The sequence below is a fragment of the Algibacter luteus genome (assembly GCF_900141715.1).
Taxonomy (GTDB): domain Bacteria; phylum Bacteroidota; class Bacteroidia; order Flavobacteriales; family Flavobacteriaceae; genus Arenitalea; species Arenitalea lutea.
Genome location: NZ_FQYK01000001.1, coordinates 419,883 through 438,675, shown reverse-complemented (window position 1 = coordinate 438,675; position 18,793 = coordinate 419,883). Strand labels below are relative to the sequence as shown.

The 18,793-nt window shown below is 32.7% G+C and carries 13 protein-coding genes; 9 read left to right on the top strand and 4 right to left on the bottom strand.

Going from position 1 to position 18,793, the window contains the following annotated elements; genetic code table 11:
* Positions 1–14 precede the first annotated feature (14 nt).
* The 4 genes from eno (at position 15) to ctlX (ending at position 4,789) form a co-directional block, all read left to right on the top strand.
* Positions 15–1,307, top strand: coding sequence for a phosphopyruvate hydratase (eno, locus tag BUA46_RS01710; RefSeq protein ID WP_019386296.1), 1,293 nt, complete (start codon positions 15–17; stop codon positions 1,305–1,307).
* Between the two features lie 174 nt (positions 1,308–1,481).
* Positions 1,482–2,771, top strand: coding sequence for a citrate synthase (locus BUA46_RS01705; RefSeq protein ID WP_019386297.1), 1,290 nt, complete (start codon positions 1,482–1,484; stop codon positions 2,769–2,771).
* 150 nt (positions 2,772–2,921) lie between these two features.
* The gene (locus BUA46_RS01700; protein WP_019386298.1) at positions 2,922–3,836 is read left to right on the top strand and encodes a dimethylarginine dimethylaminohydrolase family protein; all 915 of its coding nucleotides are present in this window, start codon (positions 2,922–2,924) and stop codon (positions 3,834–3,836) included.
* Positions 3,837–3,841: 5 nt separating this feature from the next.
* Positions 3,842–4,789: a citrulline utilization hydrolase CtlX gene (ctlX, locus tag BUA46_RS01695; protein WP_026009905.1), complete on the top strand. Its 948-nt coding sequence runs from the start codon at positions 3,842–3,844 to the stop codon at positions 4,787–4,789.
* Here the strand turns inward: ctlX and BUA46_RS01690 are convergent.
* The gene (locus tag BUA46_RS01690; RefSeq protein ID WP_035105897.1) at positions 4,786–6,861 is read right to left on the bottom strand and encodes a tetratricopeptide repeat-containing sensor histidine kinase; all 2,076 of its coding nucleotides are present in this window, start codon (positions 6,859–6,861) and stop codon (positions 4,786–4,788) included. The genes ctlX and BUA46_RS01690 overlap by 4 nt on opposite strands.
* Before the next feature lie 579 nt (positions 6,862–7,440).
* On the opposite strand from BUA46_RS01690, the gene argS reads away from it, so the two are divergent.
* A complete protein-coding gene (argS, locus tag BUA46_RS01685) occupies positions 7,441–9,225 on the top strand; it encodes an arginine--tRNA ligase (protein ID WP_019386301.1) in 1,785 nt (594 codons plus the stop codon).
* 31 nt (positions 9,226–9,256) lie between these two features.
* On the opposite strand, the gene BUA46_RS01680 is transcribed toward argS, so the two are convergent.
* The 3 genes from BUA46_RS01680 to BUA46_RS01670 all read right to left on the bottom strand — a co-directional run bounded on the left by BUA46_RS01680 (position 9,257) and on the right by BUA46_RS01670 (position 13,105).
* Positions 9,257–11,566: a TonB-dependent receptor plug domain-containing protein gene (locus BUA46_RS01680; protein WP_019386302.1), complete on the bottom strand. Its 2,310-nt coding sequence runs from the start codon at positions 11,564–11,566 to the stop codon at positions 9,257–9,259.
* A gap of 37 nt (positions 11,567–11,603) precedes the next feature.
* The gene (locus BUA46_RS01675; protein ID WP_019386303.1) at positions 11,604–12,500 is read right to left on the bottom strand and encodes a FecR family protein; all 897 of its coding nucleotides are present in this window, start codon (positions 12,498–12,500) and stop codon (positions 11,604–11,606) included.
* Between the two features lie 89 nt (positions 12,501–12,589).
* Positions 12,590–13,105, bottom strand: a complete 516-nt coding sequence (locus BUA46_RS01670; protein ID WP_019386304.1) for an RNA polymerase sigma factor — start codon at positions 13,103–13,105, stop codon at positions 12,590–12,592.
* A 159-nt stretch (positions 13,106–13,264) separates the two neighbouring features.
* Between BUA46_RS01670 and BUA46_RS01665 the strand changes: the two genes are divergently transcribed.
* The 4 genes from BUA46_RS01665 to BUA46_RS01645 all read left to right on the top strand — a co-directional run bounded on the left by BUA46_RS01665 (position 13,265) and on the right by BUA46_RS01645 (position 18,791).
* A complete protein-coding gene (locus BUA46_RS01665) occupies positions 13,265–15,013 on the top strand; it encodes a hypothetical protein (protein ID WP_026009908.1) in 1,749 nt (582 codons plus the stop codon).
* 741 nt (positions 15,014–15,754) lie between these two features.
* A complete protein-coding gene (ffh, locus tag BUA46_RS01655; RefSeq protein WP_019386307.1) occupies positions 15,755–17,083 on the top strand; it encodes a signal recognition particle protein in 1,329 nt (442 codons plus the stop codon).
* A 72-nt stretch (positions 17,084–17,155) separates the two neighbouring features.
* Positions 17,156–18,034 (top strand): bifunctional methylenetetrahydrofolate dehydrogenase/methenyltetrahydrofolate cyclohydrolase FolD, encoded by an 879-nt coding sequence (gene folD, locus BUA46_RS01650; protein WP_019386308.1) that lies wholly within the window; start codon positions 17,156–17,158, stop codon positions 18,032–18,034.
* Positions 18,035–18,062: 28 nt separating this feature from the next.
* On the top strand, positions 18,063–18,791 hold the full coding sequence (locus BUA46_RS01645) for a YwaF family protein (protein WP_019386309.1): 729 nt from the start codon (positions 18,063–18,065) through the stop codon (positions 18,789–18,791).
* The last annotated feature ends 2 nt before the right edge of the window (positions 18,792–18,793 follow it).

The window sequence follows — 18,793 nt, the reverse complement described above, 5'->3', positions numbered from 1 at the left end:
AAAACAAACCAATTATGAGTATAATTATAAATATCCACGCTAGACAGATTCTAGATTCAAGAGGAAATCCAACAGTAGAAGTAGACGTAGTAACTGAAAATAACATATTAGGTAGAGCTGCTGTGCCATCAGGAGCATCAACTGGTGAGCATGAAGCTGTTGAATTACGTGATGGCGGAAATACTTATATGGGTAAAGGTGTTTTGAAAGCTGTTGAAAATGTAAACACTATAATTGTAGAAGAATTAATAGGAGTTTCAGTTTTTGAACAAAACCTGATTGATAAAATTATGATAGATTTAGATGGGACTCCAAATAAATCTAAATTAGGTGCAAACGCTATTTTAGGTGTTTCATTAGCTGTAGCAAAAGCTGCTGCTAACGAGCTTAATATGCCATTATATCGATACGTTGGTGGGGTTTCTGCTAACACGCTACCTGTCCCTATGATGAATATCATTAATGGTGGATCGCATAGTGATGCTCCAATAGCATTCCAGGAGTTTATGATTATGCCGGTAAAAGCAAAAACTTTTACACATGCCATGCAAATGGGAACTGAAATTTTTCATAACCTAAAAAAGGTACTACACGATAGAGACTTAAGTACAGCTGTTGGTGATGAAGGTGGTTTTGCTCCTAACTTAGCTGGAGGAACAGAAGATGCTTTAGATACAATTGCTAAAGCTGTTGAAAATGCAGGTTATAAATTTGGCGACGAAATTAAAATTGCTCTAGACTGTGCTTCTGCTGAATTTTTTGTAAACGGTAAATATGATTACAAGAAATTTGAAGGCGATTCAGGAGTAGTAAGAACATCTAAAGAACAAGCTGAGTATTTAGCTGAATTAGCTTCTAAATACCCAATTATTTCAATAGAAGATGGTATGGATGAAAATGATTGGGAAGGTTGGAGTTATTTAACCGAACTTATTGGAGATAAAGTACAATTAGTAGGTGATGATTTATTTGTAACTAATGTTGAGCGTTTATCTAGAGGAATTGAAAATGGAATTGCCAATTCAATCCTTATTAAAGTAAACCAAATTGGATCTTTAACTGAAACTATTGCTGCAGTAAATATGGCTAAAAATGCTGGTTATACTTCTGTAATGTCGCACCGTTCTGGCGAAACAGAAGATAATACAATTGCTGATTTAGCTGTTGCTTTAAACTGCGGACAAATTAAAACTGGTTCTGCTTCACGTAGTGATCGTATGGCTAAATACAATCAATTACTTAGAATTGAAGAGGAGTTAGGTGAAGTTGCATACTTTCCACAAGAGAATGCATTTAAAATAAAATAAATAGCATTATATTTTTTATACTAAAAGCGATTATTTTTAAATAATCGCTTTTTTATTTAGTGTCAATTTTAATATTTCTTAAATCAACGAAAACGATTGAGATAATCTAATAAAATAATTAGATATTTTGTACTTTAGCATTCCGCATAAAAATTAAATTCACTAAATAAGAATATGGCAAATACGGCTAAAATTGAAATTGAAGGAAAAAATTACGAATTCCCACTAGTTAAAGGAACAGAAAATGAAGTTGCAATAGATATTTCTAAACTTAGAGCAACAACCAAAGGTGTTATTACTATTGATCCTGGTTATAAAAATACAGGGTCTTGTGAAAGTGCAATTACATTTTTAGATGGTGAAAAAGGAATTTTAAGATATCGTGGATATAACATTGAAGATTTAGCCGATAAAGTTGACTTTTTAGAAGTTGCTTACTTATTAATTTTTGGTGAATTACCAACAAAAGAGCAGAATGATAAATTTCATGATGATATAAAGGCTGAATCGGCTGTTGATGAAGATGTCAAAAAGATATTAGATGCCTTCCCGAAGGCTGCACATCCTATGGGAGTTATCTCATCATTAACAAGTGCCCTTACCGCATTTAATCCGTCATCTGTAGACGTTTCTTCAGAAGCTGAAATGTACAAATCGGTAGTAAGAATTCTTGGTAAAATGCCAGTTTTAGTGGCATGGACCATGCGAAAGAAACAAGGACAACCTTTGGATTATGGAGATAACACGCTAGGTTATGTTGAAAATCTATTAAAGATGATGTTTTCTAGACCAAACAGTTGCTATGTTCAAAACCCGGTTTTAGTTAACGCTCTAGATAAGTTATTAATCTTGCATGCAGACCATGAACAAAACTGTTCAACATCTACAGTAAGAATTGTTGGATCTTCACATGCTGGTTTATTTGCATCGCTTTCAGCTGGAATTTCTGCATTATGGGGTCCATTACATGGTGGAGCTAACCAAGCAGTAATAGAAATGTTAGAAGCTATTCAGGCTGATGGAGGTGATACTAAAAAATATATGGAAAAAGCAAAGGATAAAAATGATCCTTTTAGACTAATGGGCTTCGGACATCGTGTTTACAAGAATTTTGATCCTCGTGCTAGAATTATAAAGAAAGCTGCAGATCAGGTTTTACACGATTTAGGAATAGAAGACCCTATACTCGACATTGCTAAAGGACTTGAAAAAGAAGCTTTAGAGGATAAATATTTTGTGGATAGAAAACTATATCCGAATGTAGATTTTTATTCTGGAATAATTTATAGAGCTATGGGTATACCAACAGAAATGTTCACGGTAATGTTTGCCATAGGACGATTGCCAGGTTGGATTGCACAATGGAGAGAAATGCGCCTTAAAAAAGAACCAATCGGAAGACCAAGACAAATTTACGTAGGAGCAACTCAGAGAGCATTCGTTCCTGTTGAAGATCGAAAATAATTTTCATATTTTTAAAATATTCTTAAGCTTCATGATAAATTCATGAAGCTTTTCTTTTTTTTATCTAATTTTATAAGAATAACTTAATTTGTCTATTATTATTCTTAGTTTTGAAGTTGAAATTTAAATGCCTTTTTAATCCGAAAAAGTATGCTAAAACTAAATGTTCAAAACGAAATATCAAGATTACGAGCAGTGGTTTTAGGAACGGCATTAAGTAATGGGCCAATTCCTAAAATTGAAGATTGCTATGATCCTAAAAGTATAGAACATATAAAAGCAGGAACATATCCAACAGAGGCAGATATGATTAAAGAGTTGGATGCCGTTGATGAGGTATTTAAAAAATACGGAGTAAAAGTATTTAGACCTGAGGTAATACAAGACTGCAATCAAATTTTTGCTAGAGATATTGCTTTTGTAATTGATGATATTTTAATTGAGGCTAATATACTACCTCATAGAGAAGAAGAAGTTGAAGCCATTGATTATATATGGAATCAAGTTGCAGAGAATAAGCGAATTATATTACCAGAAAACTGTCATGTTGAAGGAGGTGATGTCATGCCTTGGTACGATCATATCTTTATAGGAACATATTCTGGTAACGATTATTCAGATTTGATTACAGCTCGTACTAATATACACGCTGTTAAGGCTATACAAGATATATTTCCACATAAGAAAGTAAAGTCTTTTGAGCTTAGGAAATCTAACACAGATCCAAAAGAAAATGCGCTACACTTAGATTGTTGCTTTAACCCATTAGGAAAGGGTAAAGCTATTATTCATAAAAACGGATTTCTTATTGAAGATGAGTATCAATGGTTGGTTGATTTTTTTGGAAAAGAAAATATTTTTGAAATTACAAAAGATGAAATGTATCAAATGTGCAGCAATGTATTTTCGATTTCTGAAGATGTAATTATTTCAGAACGAAACTTTACAAGATTAAATAGTTGGCTAAGAAAACAAGGCTTTACTGTTGAAGAAGTACCTTATGCCGAAATAGGAAAACAAGAAGGATTATTACGATGCACTACAATGCCATTAATTAGAGATTAAAAGGAATGCAACAAACTACAAATACCATCTTGATGGTTCGTCCTGTAAATTTTAGGATGAATGAACAAACTGCTGTAAATAATTATTATCAGAAAGATATTGATGATGTATTGCCCGATACTATCAATACCAAAGCACAAAAAGAGTTTGATGCTTTTGTTGAAAAACTTAGAGCCATAGGCGTGAAGGTAATTGTGGTTAAAGATAGAATGGAAACTGATACACCAGATTCTATTTTTCCAAATAATTGGGTATCATTTCATGAAAATGGCGACGTTGGATTATATCCTATGTTTGCTGAAAATCGAAGAAAAGAACGTCGCGAAGATATTCTTGAAACCATTGAAAAAGAAGGTTTCTTAATTAACAATATTATTGATTACACAAGCGCAGAAGAAGAACAAGTGTTTCTGGAAGGAACTGGAAGTATTATTCTTGATAGAGTCAATAGAAAGGCTTATTGTGCTTTATCACCACGTGCAGACGAAGACCTGTTTATAGAATTTTGCGAAGATTTTGAATATTCTCCTGTAATTTTTACGTCATACCAAACTGTAGATGGTGCGCGTAAACCAATTTATCATACCAATGTTATGATGTGCATTGCTGAAACCTTTGCAGTTATTTGTTTAAGTAGTATAGATGATAAGAAAGAGAGAAAAAATGTTATTAAGCATTTAAAAGAAGATGGGAAAGAGGTTATTGATATTACAGAAACGCAACTCAATAATTTTGCTGGCAATATGCTTCAAGTTAAAGGAGATAATGACGTGAGATATCTAATTATGAGTCAAGCTGCCTATGATTCATTAACAAAAGCTCAAATTAAGCAAATAGAAAAGCATTGTAATATACTTTCTAGCTCTTTGGAAACTATAGAAACTTGCGGTGGTGGAAGTGCGCGTTGTATGATGGCAGAAGTGTTTTTGCCTAAATCTAAAAATAAAGTCTAACTATTTGGTCTTGATTTAGGAAGCTGAACGTAAAATGTGCTTCCCACGCCTTGGGTGCTTTCAACCCAAATTTTACCATGATTTAGTTCTACAAGTTCTTTACAAATAGAAAGTCCTAATCCTGTTCCTTTTTCGTTGTCAGTACCCATTGTGGTGAAAGAACTATTGTTAAAAAGTCTATTTATGTTTTCTTTAGAAATGCCAATTCCTGTATCAGCAATACTTACAATACAACTACCATTGCTAATATGGTTTGAAATTGTAATGGTATCGCCACTCTTACAGAATTTTAGTGCGTTTGCAAGCAGGTTTTGAACTACAATTTCAAACATACTTCTATCAGCATATGCAAAATCGCGTAAAGAATGGTCTACTAAAGAAATTCCTTTATTTTCCATACGCTGTTCAATCAACTTAATTTTACTTTCAAAAACCTCTTGTATATCAAATAAACTCGGTTTGGGCTCTAGCGATTGCATTTGAGATTTAGACCAATTAAGTAAGTTGAAAAGTAGCAGTGAGGCGTTATTAGCGTTCTCACTTAATTCTGGGATTAAATTATCAAATTCTTCTCTTGAGAGAGAACCATCCTTTAATAAATCTATAAAGCCATTTATTGACGATAACGAATCTTTTAAATCGTGAGAAACAATAGAAAACAATTTGTCTTTTACATTATTTACATTTTCTAGATGCTTTGTTTGCTCTTGAAAGGCTTCGTTCTGTAGTTGAATTTTTATATTTTTTTCCTCTAAATCCTGGGTGTACTTAATATTGCTGTTTCGTTTTAAATACACTAAAACTAGTAAAGCAGAAACCACTAAAAGCGCTGCGACCAGTGCGTAAAGTATTAGTTTGTATTTATCTAATTTTTTGTCAAGCACTGCCTTTTCAGTAGGCGTGATTTTGCTAACCGTAGATCGAACTTCAGATTGGTTTACGAGATTGGTATTTGTTTCTGTATTAACAGGAGTTTGATTAATAATTTGTTGCGCCTGTTTAATTTCAGAATTTTTAAGCTTATTATTTAATTCATAATATTCACGTTGCCAAACGAAAGCTCTGTCAAAACGTTTACGAGTAGAATCTAAAGTTTTCATTAACTTATAATGCCTTAAAAGCTCCGTTTTATTATTTAAGCTTTTTGCAATGTCGCCGGCATCAACAAGTTGTTTTTCTGCGATATTTAATCTGCCTTGTCTTAAATTTAAATCTCCTAAATTATTCAAGGCTAGTAATAATCCAGTTTTATTTTTTGTTCTAGTATTTATATTATAACCTTGTACTAAATACCTTGTAGCTCTATCATAATCATTAAATTTTAAGTATTCACCTCCCAATTTAGGATATACTTGCCCGCGAACAGAGTCGTTATTTGATTCGCCACTTTCCAACACTTTTTCATAATATTCGATTGCTTTTCTATGTTCTTTTTTATTAGAATATAGTTCTGCTAATTTACTATGAGATTCAATAATGCCTTTGGTGTCATTTAATTTCAATTGTACATTTAAAGCCTTTAAATAAAATTCAATAGCTTTTTCAGATAAATTAAGGTTATAATAGGCTTTTGCTAAATTACTGTAGGCAAGATTTAAATCTGTTATAAGATTTCTTTTTTCAAGTTCTTCAATAGCCTTTAAGGAGAATTGTAAACCTTTATTATAATTTCCTCGTTTAATTTCTATTAAACCAATACTGTTATTAACTTTGGCTATACTTAGCGTGTCGTGAAGTATGCTAAATAGTCCTTTCGATTTATTGTAACCGCTAACAGCATTTATATAGTCTCCCTTTTGGGCGTAAATTAGCGATTTGTAAAAGGTGATTTCTGCAATACCTTTTTTGTAGTCTAGCTCGTTTGAAAGTTTTTCACTTTTAATAATATATTCTAATGCTCTTTCGTAGTCATTTGCATGATAAAGCGCCTTAATAAGTTTTATTGAGGTTTCAATTTTTAATGAGTCTTGTTCTTGGAAAGCTAATTCTATTGCAAGCTTATCTATGTCCTCGGTTTGAGATAAACCAATAGAAACAGTCAACATAAACAATAAAATAATTATTCTCCTCATTATAACATTTAAATCACAACTATGAATAAAGTAATATTTAGGGGTCTTAAATTTTGAGGGAAAATAAGATTACTTTATTTAGTAATAATTATTGTTAACATTAATTCTTAACTCAAATATTTGAGATAATAGCATTACCACGCAAAAGTTGAAAAAAGGATATTTAAAATCTAATTTCTGCGTTTTAATACCAATAAATTAGTTGAATGACTACAAAAAAAAATAGACTAAAATCGACGAATAGATTAACGGTAAAAATCATAGAAAAACGACACTTCTGTCGATGAAATGCAAAGTATTTTATTATTAGTAATATTTTTGAATAGTCTGTACGAAATTCATTATAATTAATACAAAAGCAGGTAGTGTGCTTAATTATATTATGATATGAATAATATAAACACAAAAAAATTTGGTTTACTAAAAATGGATTAAATGAAGATCATCAATAAAAATTAAGCATCAAACGAATAATAAAACAAAGTAGTTTTTCATGAGCTCTAATATAATCTTTTAAGTGTAAAAACGATTTTAAACTTGATTTAAAGTTCTATCTTTGCAGCCTTAAAAAAGAGTAAAATGAGCCTTCAAGACACTTTATCAAATGGCGTTAAACAAGCCGTGGATTCTAACTTTAATGTGAGTTTAGATACTGTTGAATTTCAAGCAACAAGAAAAGAATTTGCGGGAGATATTACAGTTGTTATTTTTCCGATGCTTCGCCTTATAAAGGGCAATCCGGTTCAAATAGGAGAAACTATAGGTCATTTTTTAGTGGATAATATTTCTGAGGTAAAGGCATTCAACGTGGTAAAAGGCTTTTTAAATGTTGAAATTAGCGATGCGTATTATCTTGACTTTTTCAATAATATAAAACAAGAAAATACATTTGGTTTTATTTCGCCAAAGGCAGAAGAAAAGGCTATTATGGTAGAGTATTCTTCACCTAATACCAATAAACCTTTGCATTTAGGACATATTCGTAATAATCTTTTAGGATATAGTGTTGCGGAAATTTTAAAGGCATCAGGGAAGAAAGTTTATAAAACTCAAATTATAAACGACCGAGGGATTCATATTTGTAAAAGTATGTTGGCTTGGAAACGTTTTGGAAATGGAGAAACTCCAGAAAGCACGGGCTTAAAAGGTGATAAGTTAGTAGGGAATTATTATGTAAAATTTGATAAAGAATACAAGAAAGAAATACAGGAATTAATGTCCCAAGGACTTTCTGAATCCGATGCTAAAAAACAGGCGCCAATTTTGATTGAAGCTCAAGACATGTTATTAAAATGGGAAGCTGGAGATGAAGAAACTGTTGCGTTATGGAGGAAAATGAACGGATGGGTTTACGCTGGTTTCGATGAAACATATAAAAATTTAGGAGTTGATTTTGATACCTTGTACTACGAGAGTAATACTTATTTATTAGGCAAAGAGTTTGTTGCTGAAGGCTTAGCTTCTGGTGTTTTTCATAAAGAAGAAGACGGATCTGTTTGGTGTGATTTAACCGAAGACGGACTTGATAAAAAAATAGTACAACGTGCCGATGGAACTGCTGTTTACATGACACAAGATATTGGTACAGCTATTCAAAGAATTAAAGATTTTCCTGATGTAGGAGGAATGGTTTATACCGTTGGGAATGAGCAAGATTATCATTTTCAGGTACTGTTTTTAATACTAAAAAAGTTAGGCTTTGAGTGGGCTAAAAACTTATATCACTTAAGCTATGGTATGGTAGATTTGCCAAGTGGAAAAATGAAAAGTAGAGAAGGTACAGTAGTTGATGCCGACGATTTAATTAATGATATGGCAACCACAGCTGAAGAAATTTCAGAAGAGCTAGGTAAACTCGATGGCTACTCCAAAGAAGAAAAAAAAGAATTGTATAAAACCATTGGTTTAGGTGCTTTAAAGTACTATATTTTAAAAGTTGACCCTAAAAAACGAATTTTATTTGACCCTAAAGAATCCATAGATTTTCAAGGAAATACGGGGCCTTTTATTCAGTATACCTATGCCAGAATTCAATCGATTTTGCGAAAAGGCGACCTAGATAATGCAATTTCATGGAACTCAGTTGAAATGACGCTTCATCCAAAAGAAAAAGAACTTATAAAACAGATTCAATTATTTCCTGAAGTGGTGCAAAACGCTGCTGAGAACCATAGTCCAGCGTTAATTGCGAATTATACTTATGATTTGGTTAAGGAATTCAATTCTTTTTACCAAAATGTATCCATTTTAGGAGCCGATAATGAAACTGAAAAGACATTTAGAGTGCAACTATCAAATGTAGTTGCAAACACTATAAAAAATAGTTTTGGATTGTTAGGTATTCAGGTTCCTGAACGCATGTAGTTTTGAAGTTGTTTTTATATATAATTTAAATTTAAAACTGAAGACGAAAACTCACATTTGGCGTAATCCCTAAAGACTTGTTTTCAACGGTATTGATGTTATTGTCTTTATCTAAAGTGTAATAGGTGTTAATGATATTATTTTTATTTAAAACATTCCAAATGGAAGCCCCTACAGTTGCACGCGAAGTTTTAGTAAAATCGAAAGCATAGGTAGCAGAACAATCAACTCTTAAATAATCTTCTAAATTGCTGCTATTTGGGGAGGCATAAACTATTTCATTATTAGTCGAGTTGTTATTAGAAATAGGCTCTGTATTAGGAATGCCGGTGTGCCAATTTAGTCCTGCGGCAAACTTAAAATCTTGGTTGGTATAGGTGCCTGCTAAAGTTAAAGCATGGGTTATGTCGGCATTATTTGGAAATTTTTTGCCTTCATTTAAGTTGTCAAACATATAGTTATTGGTACTGTATGAATACGAAATCCAACTGCTTACAACATCACTAAATTGTTTGTTTAAAAGCAAGTCTATACCTTTAATTTCATAACTTCCAATGCTATTCACAAACTGATATTGGTTTTGAAACCCTTGACTCCTAGTAGTAATGCCGCTTACTTTTTTGAGATAAGCTTCGATACTTATTAAAAATTCGTTTTTGTTAAAATGAACACCTGCAGATAGTTGCTTGCTTTTTAAAATAGGAATAGGATGTATAATTTGGTTATCTGTTTCTATTACCGATTTATGGTTGTTTGAGAGTACCCAACGGCGTTTTTCAATGCCTAAAAAATCGTTTTGTAAATCTATAATTTGTGTTGTAGTTTGACTCTTAAATTCCCCTAAAACTTCAAATCTTAAATAATTTAAAAAGCGTTGTGAGAAGCTTAATCTAGGTTCAGCAAAAATCATATCAAATTTATTAATGTAATTTAATCGTCCGCCAATGGTTAGTTTGGTTCTTGCGTTTTTGGATAGATATCCAGTTTCCCCGTAAACGGCATGACTTCTTATGACTTCTCTGACAAAACTCCTAAATCTAGGATTATTAACATCTTCTAAATTACTAATACCCACTTCTGTAAATTGGTAGCCACTATTTATTTTTAATTGATTATTTGCTTTATAATTAACATCAACTTTCGCAGAACCATCATAAACTTCATTCTCTTGAATTAAGCGTTGGTTGTTTATAACATCAAAATTTGTGGCATCCAAATCGTAATTAGAAACATAAACTTGTGCAGTTGTAGATAATTTACTGTTCCAATCTCTTTTGTAAGTTAAACCAAGTGCTAAATTTTGCTGTGTGAGTTTACTGTTAAGGGCTTCATCTCTATCATTTACCGTTGATTGCTCATCATAATTTAAGCGATTATTTACATTTAAAAAATGAAGTCTAATCTTGTCTTTTTTGCTAATATCGTACAAGAATTTAGCAGCGATATCATAGAAATAAAAGGATTCATTTTGCGTAATAGAATTCGTTTCGCTTTTAGATTTTTCAAAATCAGAATCTTGAAAAATACGCTTAAAATATTGGTCGTAGGTTGCTGTATTAATTAAATCTGTTATTGAACGTCGAGTTGATAATTGCAGCTCCGTATTCGATGAAAGAGGTGCTTTAATATACCCATCGGCATTAATTAAATTAAAGCCAATGCCCGCATGAAATTTGTTGTCGATTTCATCTGGTAAATGCATGTCTATGATACTAGAAATACCATCCCCATATTTTGCACTGGTTCCGTTTTTATAAACATTAACCTGTTTGGTTGTATATGGATTGAATGCCGAAATTAATCCGAAAAAATGGCCAGATTGATACATTTTTATACCATCCCAAAGCAATAAATTCTGGTCGTGTGTGCCACCACGCACGTTTATGTTTGAAACCGTTTCATCTGCACTTAATACTCCAGGAATGGCTTGTATGGTTTGCAAAACATCTGGCTCAATTAGTCCTGGTAAAATTCCAAATTTTTCTGGTTTAATAGTTAAAGAACCGTCGTTTAGTTTAACAATACCAGAAGTTAAATACTTCGTTACAACAACTTCGTCAAGGTTTTGAGTGATAAATTGAGGTTTATCATTTTTTCTAACCTTAATAACAACAAATTTGTTATCCAATAATTCAAAGTCTAGGGGTGTTGTTTGATTTAGAAACTCCAACATTTCTGCGATCGTAAAATCTTTATCGGGGGTAGTTACTAAGATTTCATTAACAGTGTCATCAACGTAAGAAAAACTAATGTCATAAATTTCAGAAAGTGTTTTTAAAACAACTGTAAGCGGTTGCTTTTCTTTTTGAATAATTTGTGCTTTTAAAGAGGCAACATTCAAAAAAAATACAGATATAATAATAGAAAAAATACAGTTTCTATTCACCTTTTAGTGTAATCGTATTATTTGATTTGCTATACGTTGCATGTAAAGGTAAGGTAATTGATTTTAAAGCCAAATCTATATTATCATGGGCAAAACTACCTGTAAACAACTGTGTAGAATCAATTCCAATTAAAGTAATATTAACATTATATTGTCTTTCAAATTCTGCAATCACCGTTTTGTAAGGCAGGCTTCTAAACGTACTAGCGTTATTTAACCACGAAGGCATGATGCGGTTTTCTTTTTCTTTAGCAATTGTTTTCCCATCAATAATTAAAAAACTGTCTCCAGGTTTTAATTTTGTTTCAATAGCATTATGGGTAACCCCAACTAGTCCTTCGTAGCAAATAACCTCAAAATAATTGTCCCGTTGTTTTACATTAAATTGAGTACCATAAACCGTTACGGTTCCTGATGCTGTTTTTACCTTAAAACTTGATCCTTTTGCAACTTTAAAAAAGGCTTCTCCATGAAGTTCTACTTCGCGTTCATGTTTCCAATCTTTTTTATTGAATGCTAAATAGGATTTAGCGTTGAGGGAAACGCTTGATGCGTCTGGTAATTTTATTGTTGTTTTTTGTGCGTATTCTGTTGTTATTTTAGTATCTAAAGAAGTGGCGAAATAGTATAAACTAAAACATACAGCAAGTATAGCCGCAACACGCATCAACGGTTTAAACCAATGTGTTGACGTTTGCTTTTTAGTTTTTATAGAAGATAATACATGTTCTAATTCTGTAGAAGTATTGTAATTATCTGCTTTAAACCCTTGCAAGCTGTTGTTTAACTTAACCAAATCATCATAGTCTTCAAGGTTTTTAAAGGCCTTAAATTCCTGATCATTTAGGTTGTTATCTAACCATTTCGATATGAGTTCTTCTCTGTTCATGATTTCTTATTCAATTATATAACAGCTAACTTTTATTTTTTCCTACCCTATGTCTAATTTTTTTTTTTGTAGTGTTTGAATCTGAGACTTTACAACTCCTTAATATCTTTCCTCAATTTCGTCAAAGCACCATAAATACGTTTTTCAACCGCCTTAGTCGAAATATCTAAAATTTCAGCTATTTCTTTAAATCGTTTGCCTTCAACACGGTTCATCATAAAAGCTTCACGTTGCGCATCTGTTAAGTTTGAAAGTGCTCTCTGTAATTTGTCGTTATATTCAGATTCCTGCATTAAAAATTCAGGATTCTCGTTTGTTGATGTTTTTGGTTTGGTTTGTTGATGCTTTAAAACCACCTTTTGGTGGGCAGCTTCATTCAACATTAAATTATTAGCAGTAGTAAACACAAAACTCTTTGCTTTTTCTGGTGTCACTTTGGCGCAATTTTCCCATAGCTTTATAAATGCTTCTTGTACTTTATCTTTCGGATTCAATAAATCACCATACTTATAGTATAAAAAGTTATGCAAATCTTTAGCGTATTTATTAAAGATGGAAGAAAATAAGTGTTCTTCACAAATATTTTCATGTAGTTGTTTGCCCATTTATAGTATTGGTTAATGCCACTAAAATAGGGCTTTTTGCAATTTAGTACTGTTAGCTAAGAAAATATTTTTCAAAATTTTTTCAAAAGGAGGGTAGGAATTTTTAAAGTTATCCTGTTTTATATTCAAAATGCTATGTATAACCCAAAATCACTTATCATGAAAACTAATTTAAAGACTTTATTACTAATTCCTTTTTTTGCTCTTTTATTATTCACATCTTGTCAAGATGAAGTTATCGATATAACTCCAGCTGAAGATAGTGAAGCCCTAACTGCCGAATCTGAGCTTACCAGCTTAATGTTTTCCACTTCTATCATGGACGGATCTGCTGATAATATTATCGATAATGCCAGCTGTACGTCTGTTAAATTGCCTATTACCGTTATTGTTAACGGTTTAGAGATTTATATTGACTCTAGAGAAGACTTCGCAGTTATCGAAGCTATCTTTAAAGAATTTGACGATGATGAAGATGATCTAGAAATAGTATTCCCTATTACTATTATTCTATCGAATCATGAAGAAATTGTTATCGAAAATCGCGATGCTTTGGAAGAATTAATTGAAGATTGTAGAGGCGAAAACGAAGATGATGATGATATAGAATGTATCGATTTTCATTACCCAATTTCATTTTCAGTATTCAATACAGACTTTCAAATTATTGATGTTGTAACTATTGAAAACGACCGTCAGTTATACCGTTTTTTAAAGCGTGTTAAAAATGCCGAAGTTATTGCAAGTCTTAATTTCCCAATAACTTTAGAGTATGCCGATGGTACAACCGTGCAGGTTAATAACAACCAAGAATTAGCCAGAACAATTAAAGAGGCTAAAGACGCTTGCGATGAAGATGATGATAACGACTATGGCGACGACGATTTTACTAAAGAACGATTAGATAAATATTTAGTAGCATGTCCGTGGGTAGTTTACGAATTTAAAAGAAATGATGTCAATCTATCAGACCAATACAACCAATACGCACTAAACTTTAAAGAAGATGGTGTTGTTGTAATGCGCGCTAGAAATGGTGATATGTTAACAGGTACTTGGACCACAAGAGTTACAAATAGAGGAGCCCTTTTAAAATTAGAATTTGAAACATTAGCAGATTTCACTTTAGAATGGATTGTTTACGATATTGAAGATGGCAAAATTAAAATCTATGAAGTTGGAGGAAATCGTATTATCCTAAAAAGAAATTGTGATATAATTTTCGACATCACAAAAGAGCGTATCGAAAACTTTTTACAAGAATGTTTATGGAGAATTGCCCGATTACATGTTAATGGAACAGATAACGAAAAAGATTATATCGGTACACCACTTAAGTTTTACGAAAACAATGTAGTTAAGCTACGTGTAAACGGCGAGTTAGTGGTTGGAACTTACGAAATAGGTGTTCGTAGTGCAGGTTTTACACTTCAAATAACCCTTGAAGGGAGACCAGATTTAAAATTAGAATGGTTAATTACGTTCTTAGAAAATGATTTAATTAAACTAGAGAATGTCAACAATCAAATGATTTTAAAGAGACATTGTCCTGATTCTGACGACGACTTAACTTATGTAGATGCCGTATTAGTTAACGGACTATGGGAAGTTGCGCTTTACGAAGACGCCAGCGGAAATTTAACAGATTACTATTACATGTACACTCTAGATTTCAGAGAAACTGGTAGAATAGTAGTAACAGATCCTAATAACGGTATAAGCAATGGTTCATGGTTAGCATACAGAAACGATGGTTTAAAACTAGGTATGTATTTCGGAAACAACGAACCATTCGGAACATTAAACCACCGTTGGTCAGTAAAAGAAATCACTCCAGAAAGAATTGAATTAAAAGATTTCAGTGCTAATGGCGAAGTAGAACGCGTCCTAGTGCTAGAAAAGAAATAAACCCACATGTTTGGTTAAAAGCAAAACTTAATTTTCGGTTGGTTAGGTTAATTAATAGAATTTGCTTTTACAAAGGCTGTCATCCCCAAATGGCAGCCTTTTTTTATTTGGGCGCCTGCCTGCCGGTAGGCAGGTTACCACAAGGGTCGGGCTTTCCGCTACAAGTTTTGGCTCGATGCGCACCTCACCAAAAGCTATTCACTACAATCCCTAACGCGGGCTCGTTTGAAGTTTACAGCAAGCAGTTTTCAGATACAGGTATATTTGCCATATTTAATAAAAATAGAATTTAGAGCTTCAATAATCAGCTAGTAAATAGTAATGTCCTAAATCAATTTTTTAAAAAATTGAATTTTGAAATGCAGAATATAAAAATCAAATTGTTAAAAATTTTTGAAACCTTGGAAAAAATTTAGATTTTATTTTTGGTTTTCTTTTGACGCCACAAAAGAAAAATTCCTCATTTCAATATGATCTTTTGGTTCGTTTTGCATCAAGGCAAAATGAAAATAATAAACAAAATATCTATTTTAAAAATATTCTAGTTTAATTAAATCCAAAAATACTTATCTAATAAAAACTGGGTTCATTAAATGTCAGGCTTTTAAGGAATATAACTTCAAAGTAAAACCTCATTTCAAACCTATAAAAACAAAATATTTAGTTATTTTTGCATCTTTAAAACGCAATCATACAAGGCTTACTGCAACTAGCAAATGGCCTTCAGAATATTTAAAGACTATGTTCAATAATTTAAGTGATAAATTAGATAAAGCCTTACACGTACTTAAAGGCCACGGAAGCATTACAGAAGTTAACGTTGCCGAAACCCTAAAAGAAGTAAGACGTGCGCTTTTAGATGCCGATGTTAACTTTAAAATTGCTAAAGATTTTACCAATAAGGTAAAAGAAAAAGCACTGGGTCAAAACGTGTTAACTACGTTGCAACCTGGGCAATTAATGGTTAAAATCGTTAAAGACGAGTTAACCCAACTTATGGGTGGCGATGCCGAAGGATTAAACCTATCTGGCACGCCTAGCGTTATACTCATGTCTGGCTTGCAAGGTTCTGGTAAAACCACATTTTCTGGTAAACTAGCCAATTATCTAAAAAATAAAAAAACAAAGAAACCTTTATTAGTAGCTTGTGATGTGTATCGTCCTGCAGCAATCGATCAATTACATGTTGTTGGAGAACAAATAGGGGTAGAGGTATTTAGCGATAAAGGCAATAACAATCCTGTTGCCATTTCTCAAGCCGCAATTGCGCATGCTAAAGCCAACGGATTTAATGTGGTTATAATAGATACCGCAGGTCGTTTAGCAGTAGATGAAGCAATGATGACCGAAATATCTAATATCCATAAAGCCGTCAACCCTCAAGAAACCTTATTTGTTGTAGATTCTATGACGGGGCAAGATGCTGTAAATACGGCAAAAGCCTTTAACGATGTCCTTAATTTTGACGGGGTTATCCTAACCAAATTAGATGGTGATACTCGTGGTGGAGCTGCTATTTCCATTAAATCTGTAGTTAATAAACCCATAAAATTTATTGGTACAGGTGAGAAAATGGAAGCGATTGATGTGTTCTATCCTGCACGTATGGCCGATCGTATTTTGGGTATGGGAGACGTTGTTTCCTTAGTAGAACGTGCTCAAGAACAATTTGATGAAGAAGAAGCGCGTAAGATTCAAAAGAAAATAGCCAAAAACCAATTTGGGTTTGATGATTTCTTAAAACAAATTCAGCAAATCAAAAAAATGGGAAACATGAAAGACCTTATGGGTATGATTCCTGGTGCTGGTAAAATGTTAAAAGATGTAGATATAGACGACGATGCTTTTAAAGGAATTGAAGCCATAATCCACTCCATGACTCCAAAAGAAAGAAGCAACCCAAGTATTATTAATTCTAGCAGAAAACAAAGGATAGGTAAAGGGTCGGGTACATCTGTACAACAGGTAAATCAGTTGCTAAAGCAGTTCAACCAAATGAGCAAAATGATGAAAATGATGCAAGGTGGTGGCGGTAAAAAGATGATGCAAATGATGAAGAATATGCGATAATCTTTAAAAAATAATAATTAAATAAAGTTCAATTTTGCTAGAAGCCAAAGGCCAATAGCCAATAGCCATAAAATGATAATCTTAGACGGTAAAAAAGTAAGCAACGATATTAAAGAAGAAATCGCTGAACATGTAAAATCAATGATTTCAAAAGGCGATAAAGTTCCACATCTCGCGGCAATTCTTGTAGGATCAGACGGGGCAAGTATGACCTATGTAAACGCCAAAGTAAAAGCTTGTCAGCGCATCGGTTTTAACTCCACGCTTATAGAATTACCAGAATACACCTCAGAAGAAGAATTACTTCAAAAAATACATGATTTAAATACCAATAATGATATCGATGGGTTTATAGTTCAGTTACCATTACCAAAACAAATTGATGAGCAAAAGGTTTTAATGGCAATAGATCCAAATAAAGATGTAGATGGGTTTCATCCTGTAAATGTTGGAAGAATGGCATTAGATTTACCAACCTTTTTACCAGCAACGCCTTATGGCATTATGGAGCTACTTGAAAGATATCAAATTGAAACTTCAGGAAAAAATGTGGTGGTTTTAGGGCGTAGCCATATTGTAGGTCGTCCAATGAGCATCCTTATGAGCCAGAAACGAAAAGCAGGAGATGCTACCGTAACTGTGGTTCATAGTCGTTCTAAAAATCTAGAAGCTATTACTAAAGAAGCAGATATTATTGTGGCAGCCATTGGTATTTCAGAATTCCTAACTGGCGATATGGTAAAAGAAGATGTTGTTATTATTGATGTTGGTATTACGCGAGTTCCTGATGCTACTAAAAAGAACGGTTACAGACTTGCTGGAGATGTGCATTTTGAAAGTGTAAGCCAAAAAGCGAGCTACATTACGCCGGTTCCTGGTGGTGTTGGCCCGATGACTATAGCTATGCTACTTAAAAACACATTACTGGCAAGAGAAAGACACAATCAATAGATATTATTTTATTTAATTAAATTGCATTATGAGTTTTATAACTTATAATGCATTTTTTTTGTTTAATAGGGTAGTTATTGGAAGCAAACAGCATATGTTACCAATAGTATTTGCGGTTCTTTTTGCAGTTCTTTTTATTAAATACGCTAAACGCAATTTGAACCAAAAACAGCAAAATAGAGCTATACACATTTTCGCATGTGTTATTAGTTTGGTTGTTGTTGGTTTTCACATGCACAAAATAAGCCTTGGTAGTTATAATATAACAACCGATTTACCCTTGTATTTATGCAGTTTGTTAGGTTTAGTAATTCCTGTTTTTACATATTACAGGAAATACTGGATGTACGAAGTTTTGCTTTTTTGGATTATAGGTGGCACATTGCAAGCCGTTTTAACTCCAGACATCGCATTAGGATTTCCTAGTTTTGATTATTTCAGATATTGGGTAGTTCATCTAGGACTTTTAATTGTAATTTTTTACGTGACTTATGTTTTAAACATGCAGCCGAAATTAAAGAGTGTATTTAAATCGTTTTTTGCATTACAAATTTATGTGATAATAATGATTGCGGTAAATTATATGCTCGACGCCAATTATTTTTACCTAAATGAAAAGCCTCAGTCGGCTTCATTGCTAGATTATTTTGGAGGGTGGCCTTGGTATATTCTCGTGGGTCAAATTATAATAATACCCTTGTTTTTATTAATCTATTTGCCTTTTTACTTGGTAAAAAATAATCAAAATAAGAACTGATG

What these genes read in the sequence shown, in the direction of transcription:
- BUA46_RS01690 (WP_035105897.1), bottom strand. Translation starts at nt 6,861, where the DNA reads ATGAGGAGAATAATTATTTTATTGTTTATGTTGACTGTTTCTATTGGT.
- eno (WP_019386296.1), top strand. Translation starts at nt 15, where the DNA reads ATGAGTATAATTATAAATATCCACGCTAGACAGATTCTAGATTCAAGA.
- BUA46_RS01645 (WP_019386309.1), top strand. Translation starts at nt 18,063, where the DNA reads ATGAGTTTTATAACTTATAATGCATTTTTTTTGTTTAATAGGGTAGTT.
- BUA46_RS01665 (WP_026009908.1), top strand. Translation starts at nt 13,265, where the DNA reads ATGAAAACTAATTTAAAGACTTTATTACTAATTCCTTTTTTTGCTCTT.
- ctlX (WP_026009905.1), top strand. Translation starts at nt 3,842, where the DNA reads ATGCAACAAACTACAAATACCATCTTGATGGTTCGTCCTGTAAATTTT.
- BUA46_RS01675 (WP_019386303.1), bottom strand. Translation starts at nt 12,500, where the DNA reads ATGAACAGAGAAGAACTCATATCGAAATGGTTAGATAACAACCTAAAT.
- argS (WP_019386301.1), top strand. Translation starts at nt 7,441, where the DNA reads ATGAGCCTTCAAGACACTTTATCAAATGGCGTTAAACAAGCCGTGGAT.
- folD (WP_019386308.1), top strand. Translation starts at nt 17,156, where the DNA reads ATGATAATCTTAGACGGTAAAAAAGTAAGCAACGATATTAAAGAAGAA.
- BUA46_RS01705 (WP_019386297.1), top strand. Translation starts at nt 1,482, where the DNA reads ATGGCAAATACGGCTAAAATTGAAATTGAAGGAAAAAATTACGAATTC.
- ffh (WP_019386307.1), top strand. Translation starts at nt 15,755, where the DNA reads ATGTTCAATAATTTAAGTGATAAATTAGATAAAGCCTTACACGTACTT.
- BUA46_RS01670 (WP_019386304.1), bottom strand. Translation starts at nt 13,105, where the DNA reads ATGGGCAAACAACTACATGAAAATATTTGTGAAGAACACTTATTTTCT.
- BUA46_RS01700 (WP_019386298.1), top strand. Translation starts at nt 2,922, where the DNA reads ATGCTAAAACTAAATGTTCAAAACGAAATATCAAGATTACGAGCAGTG.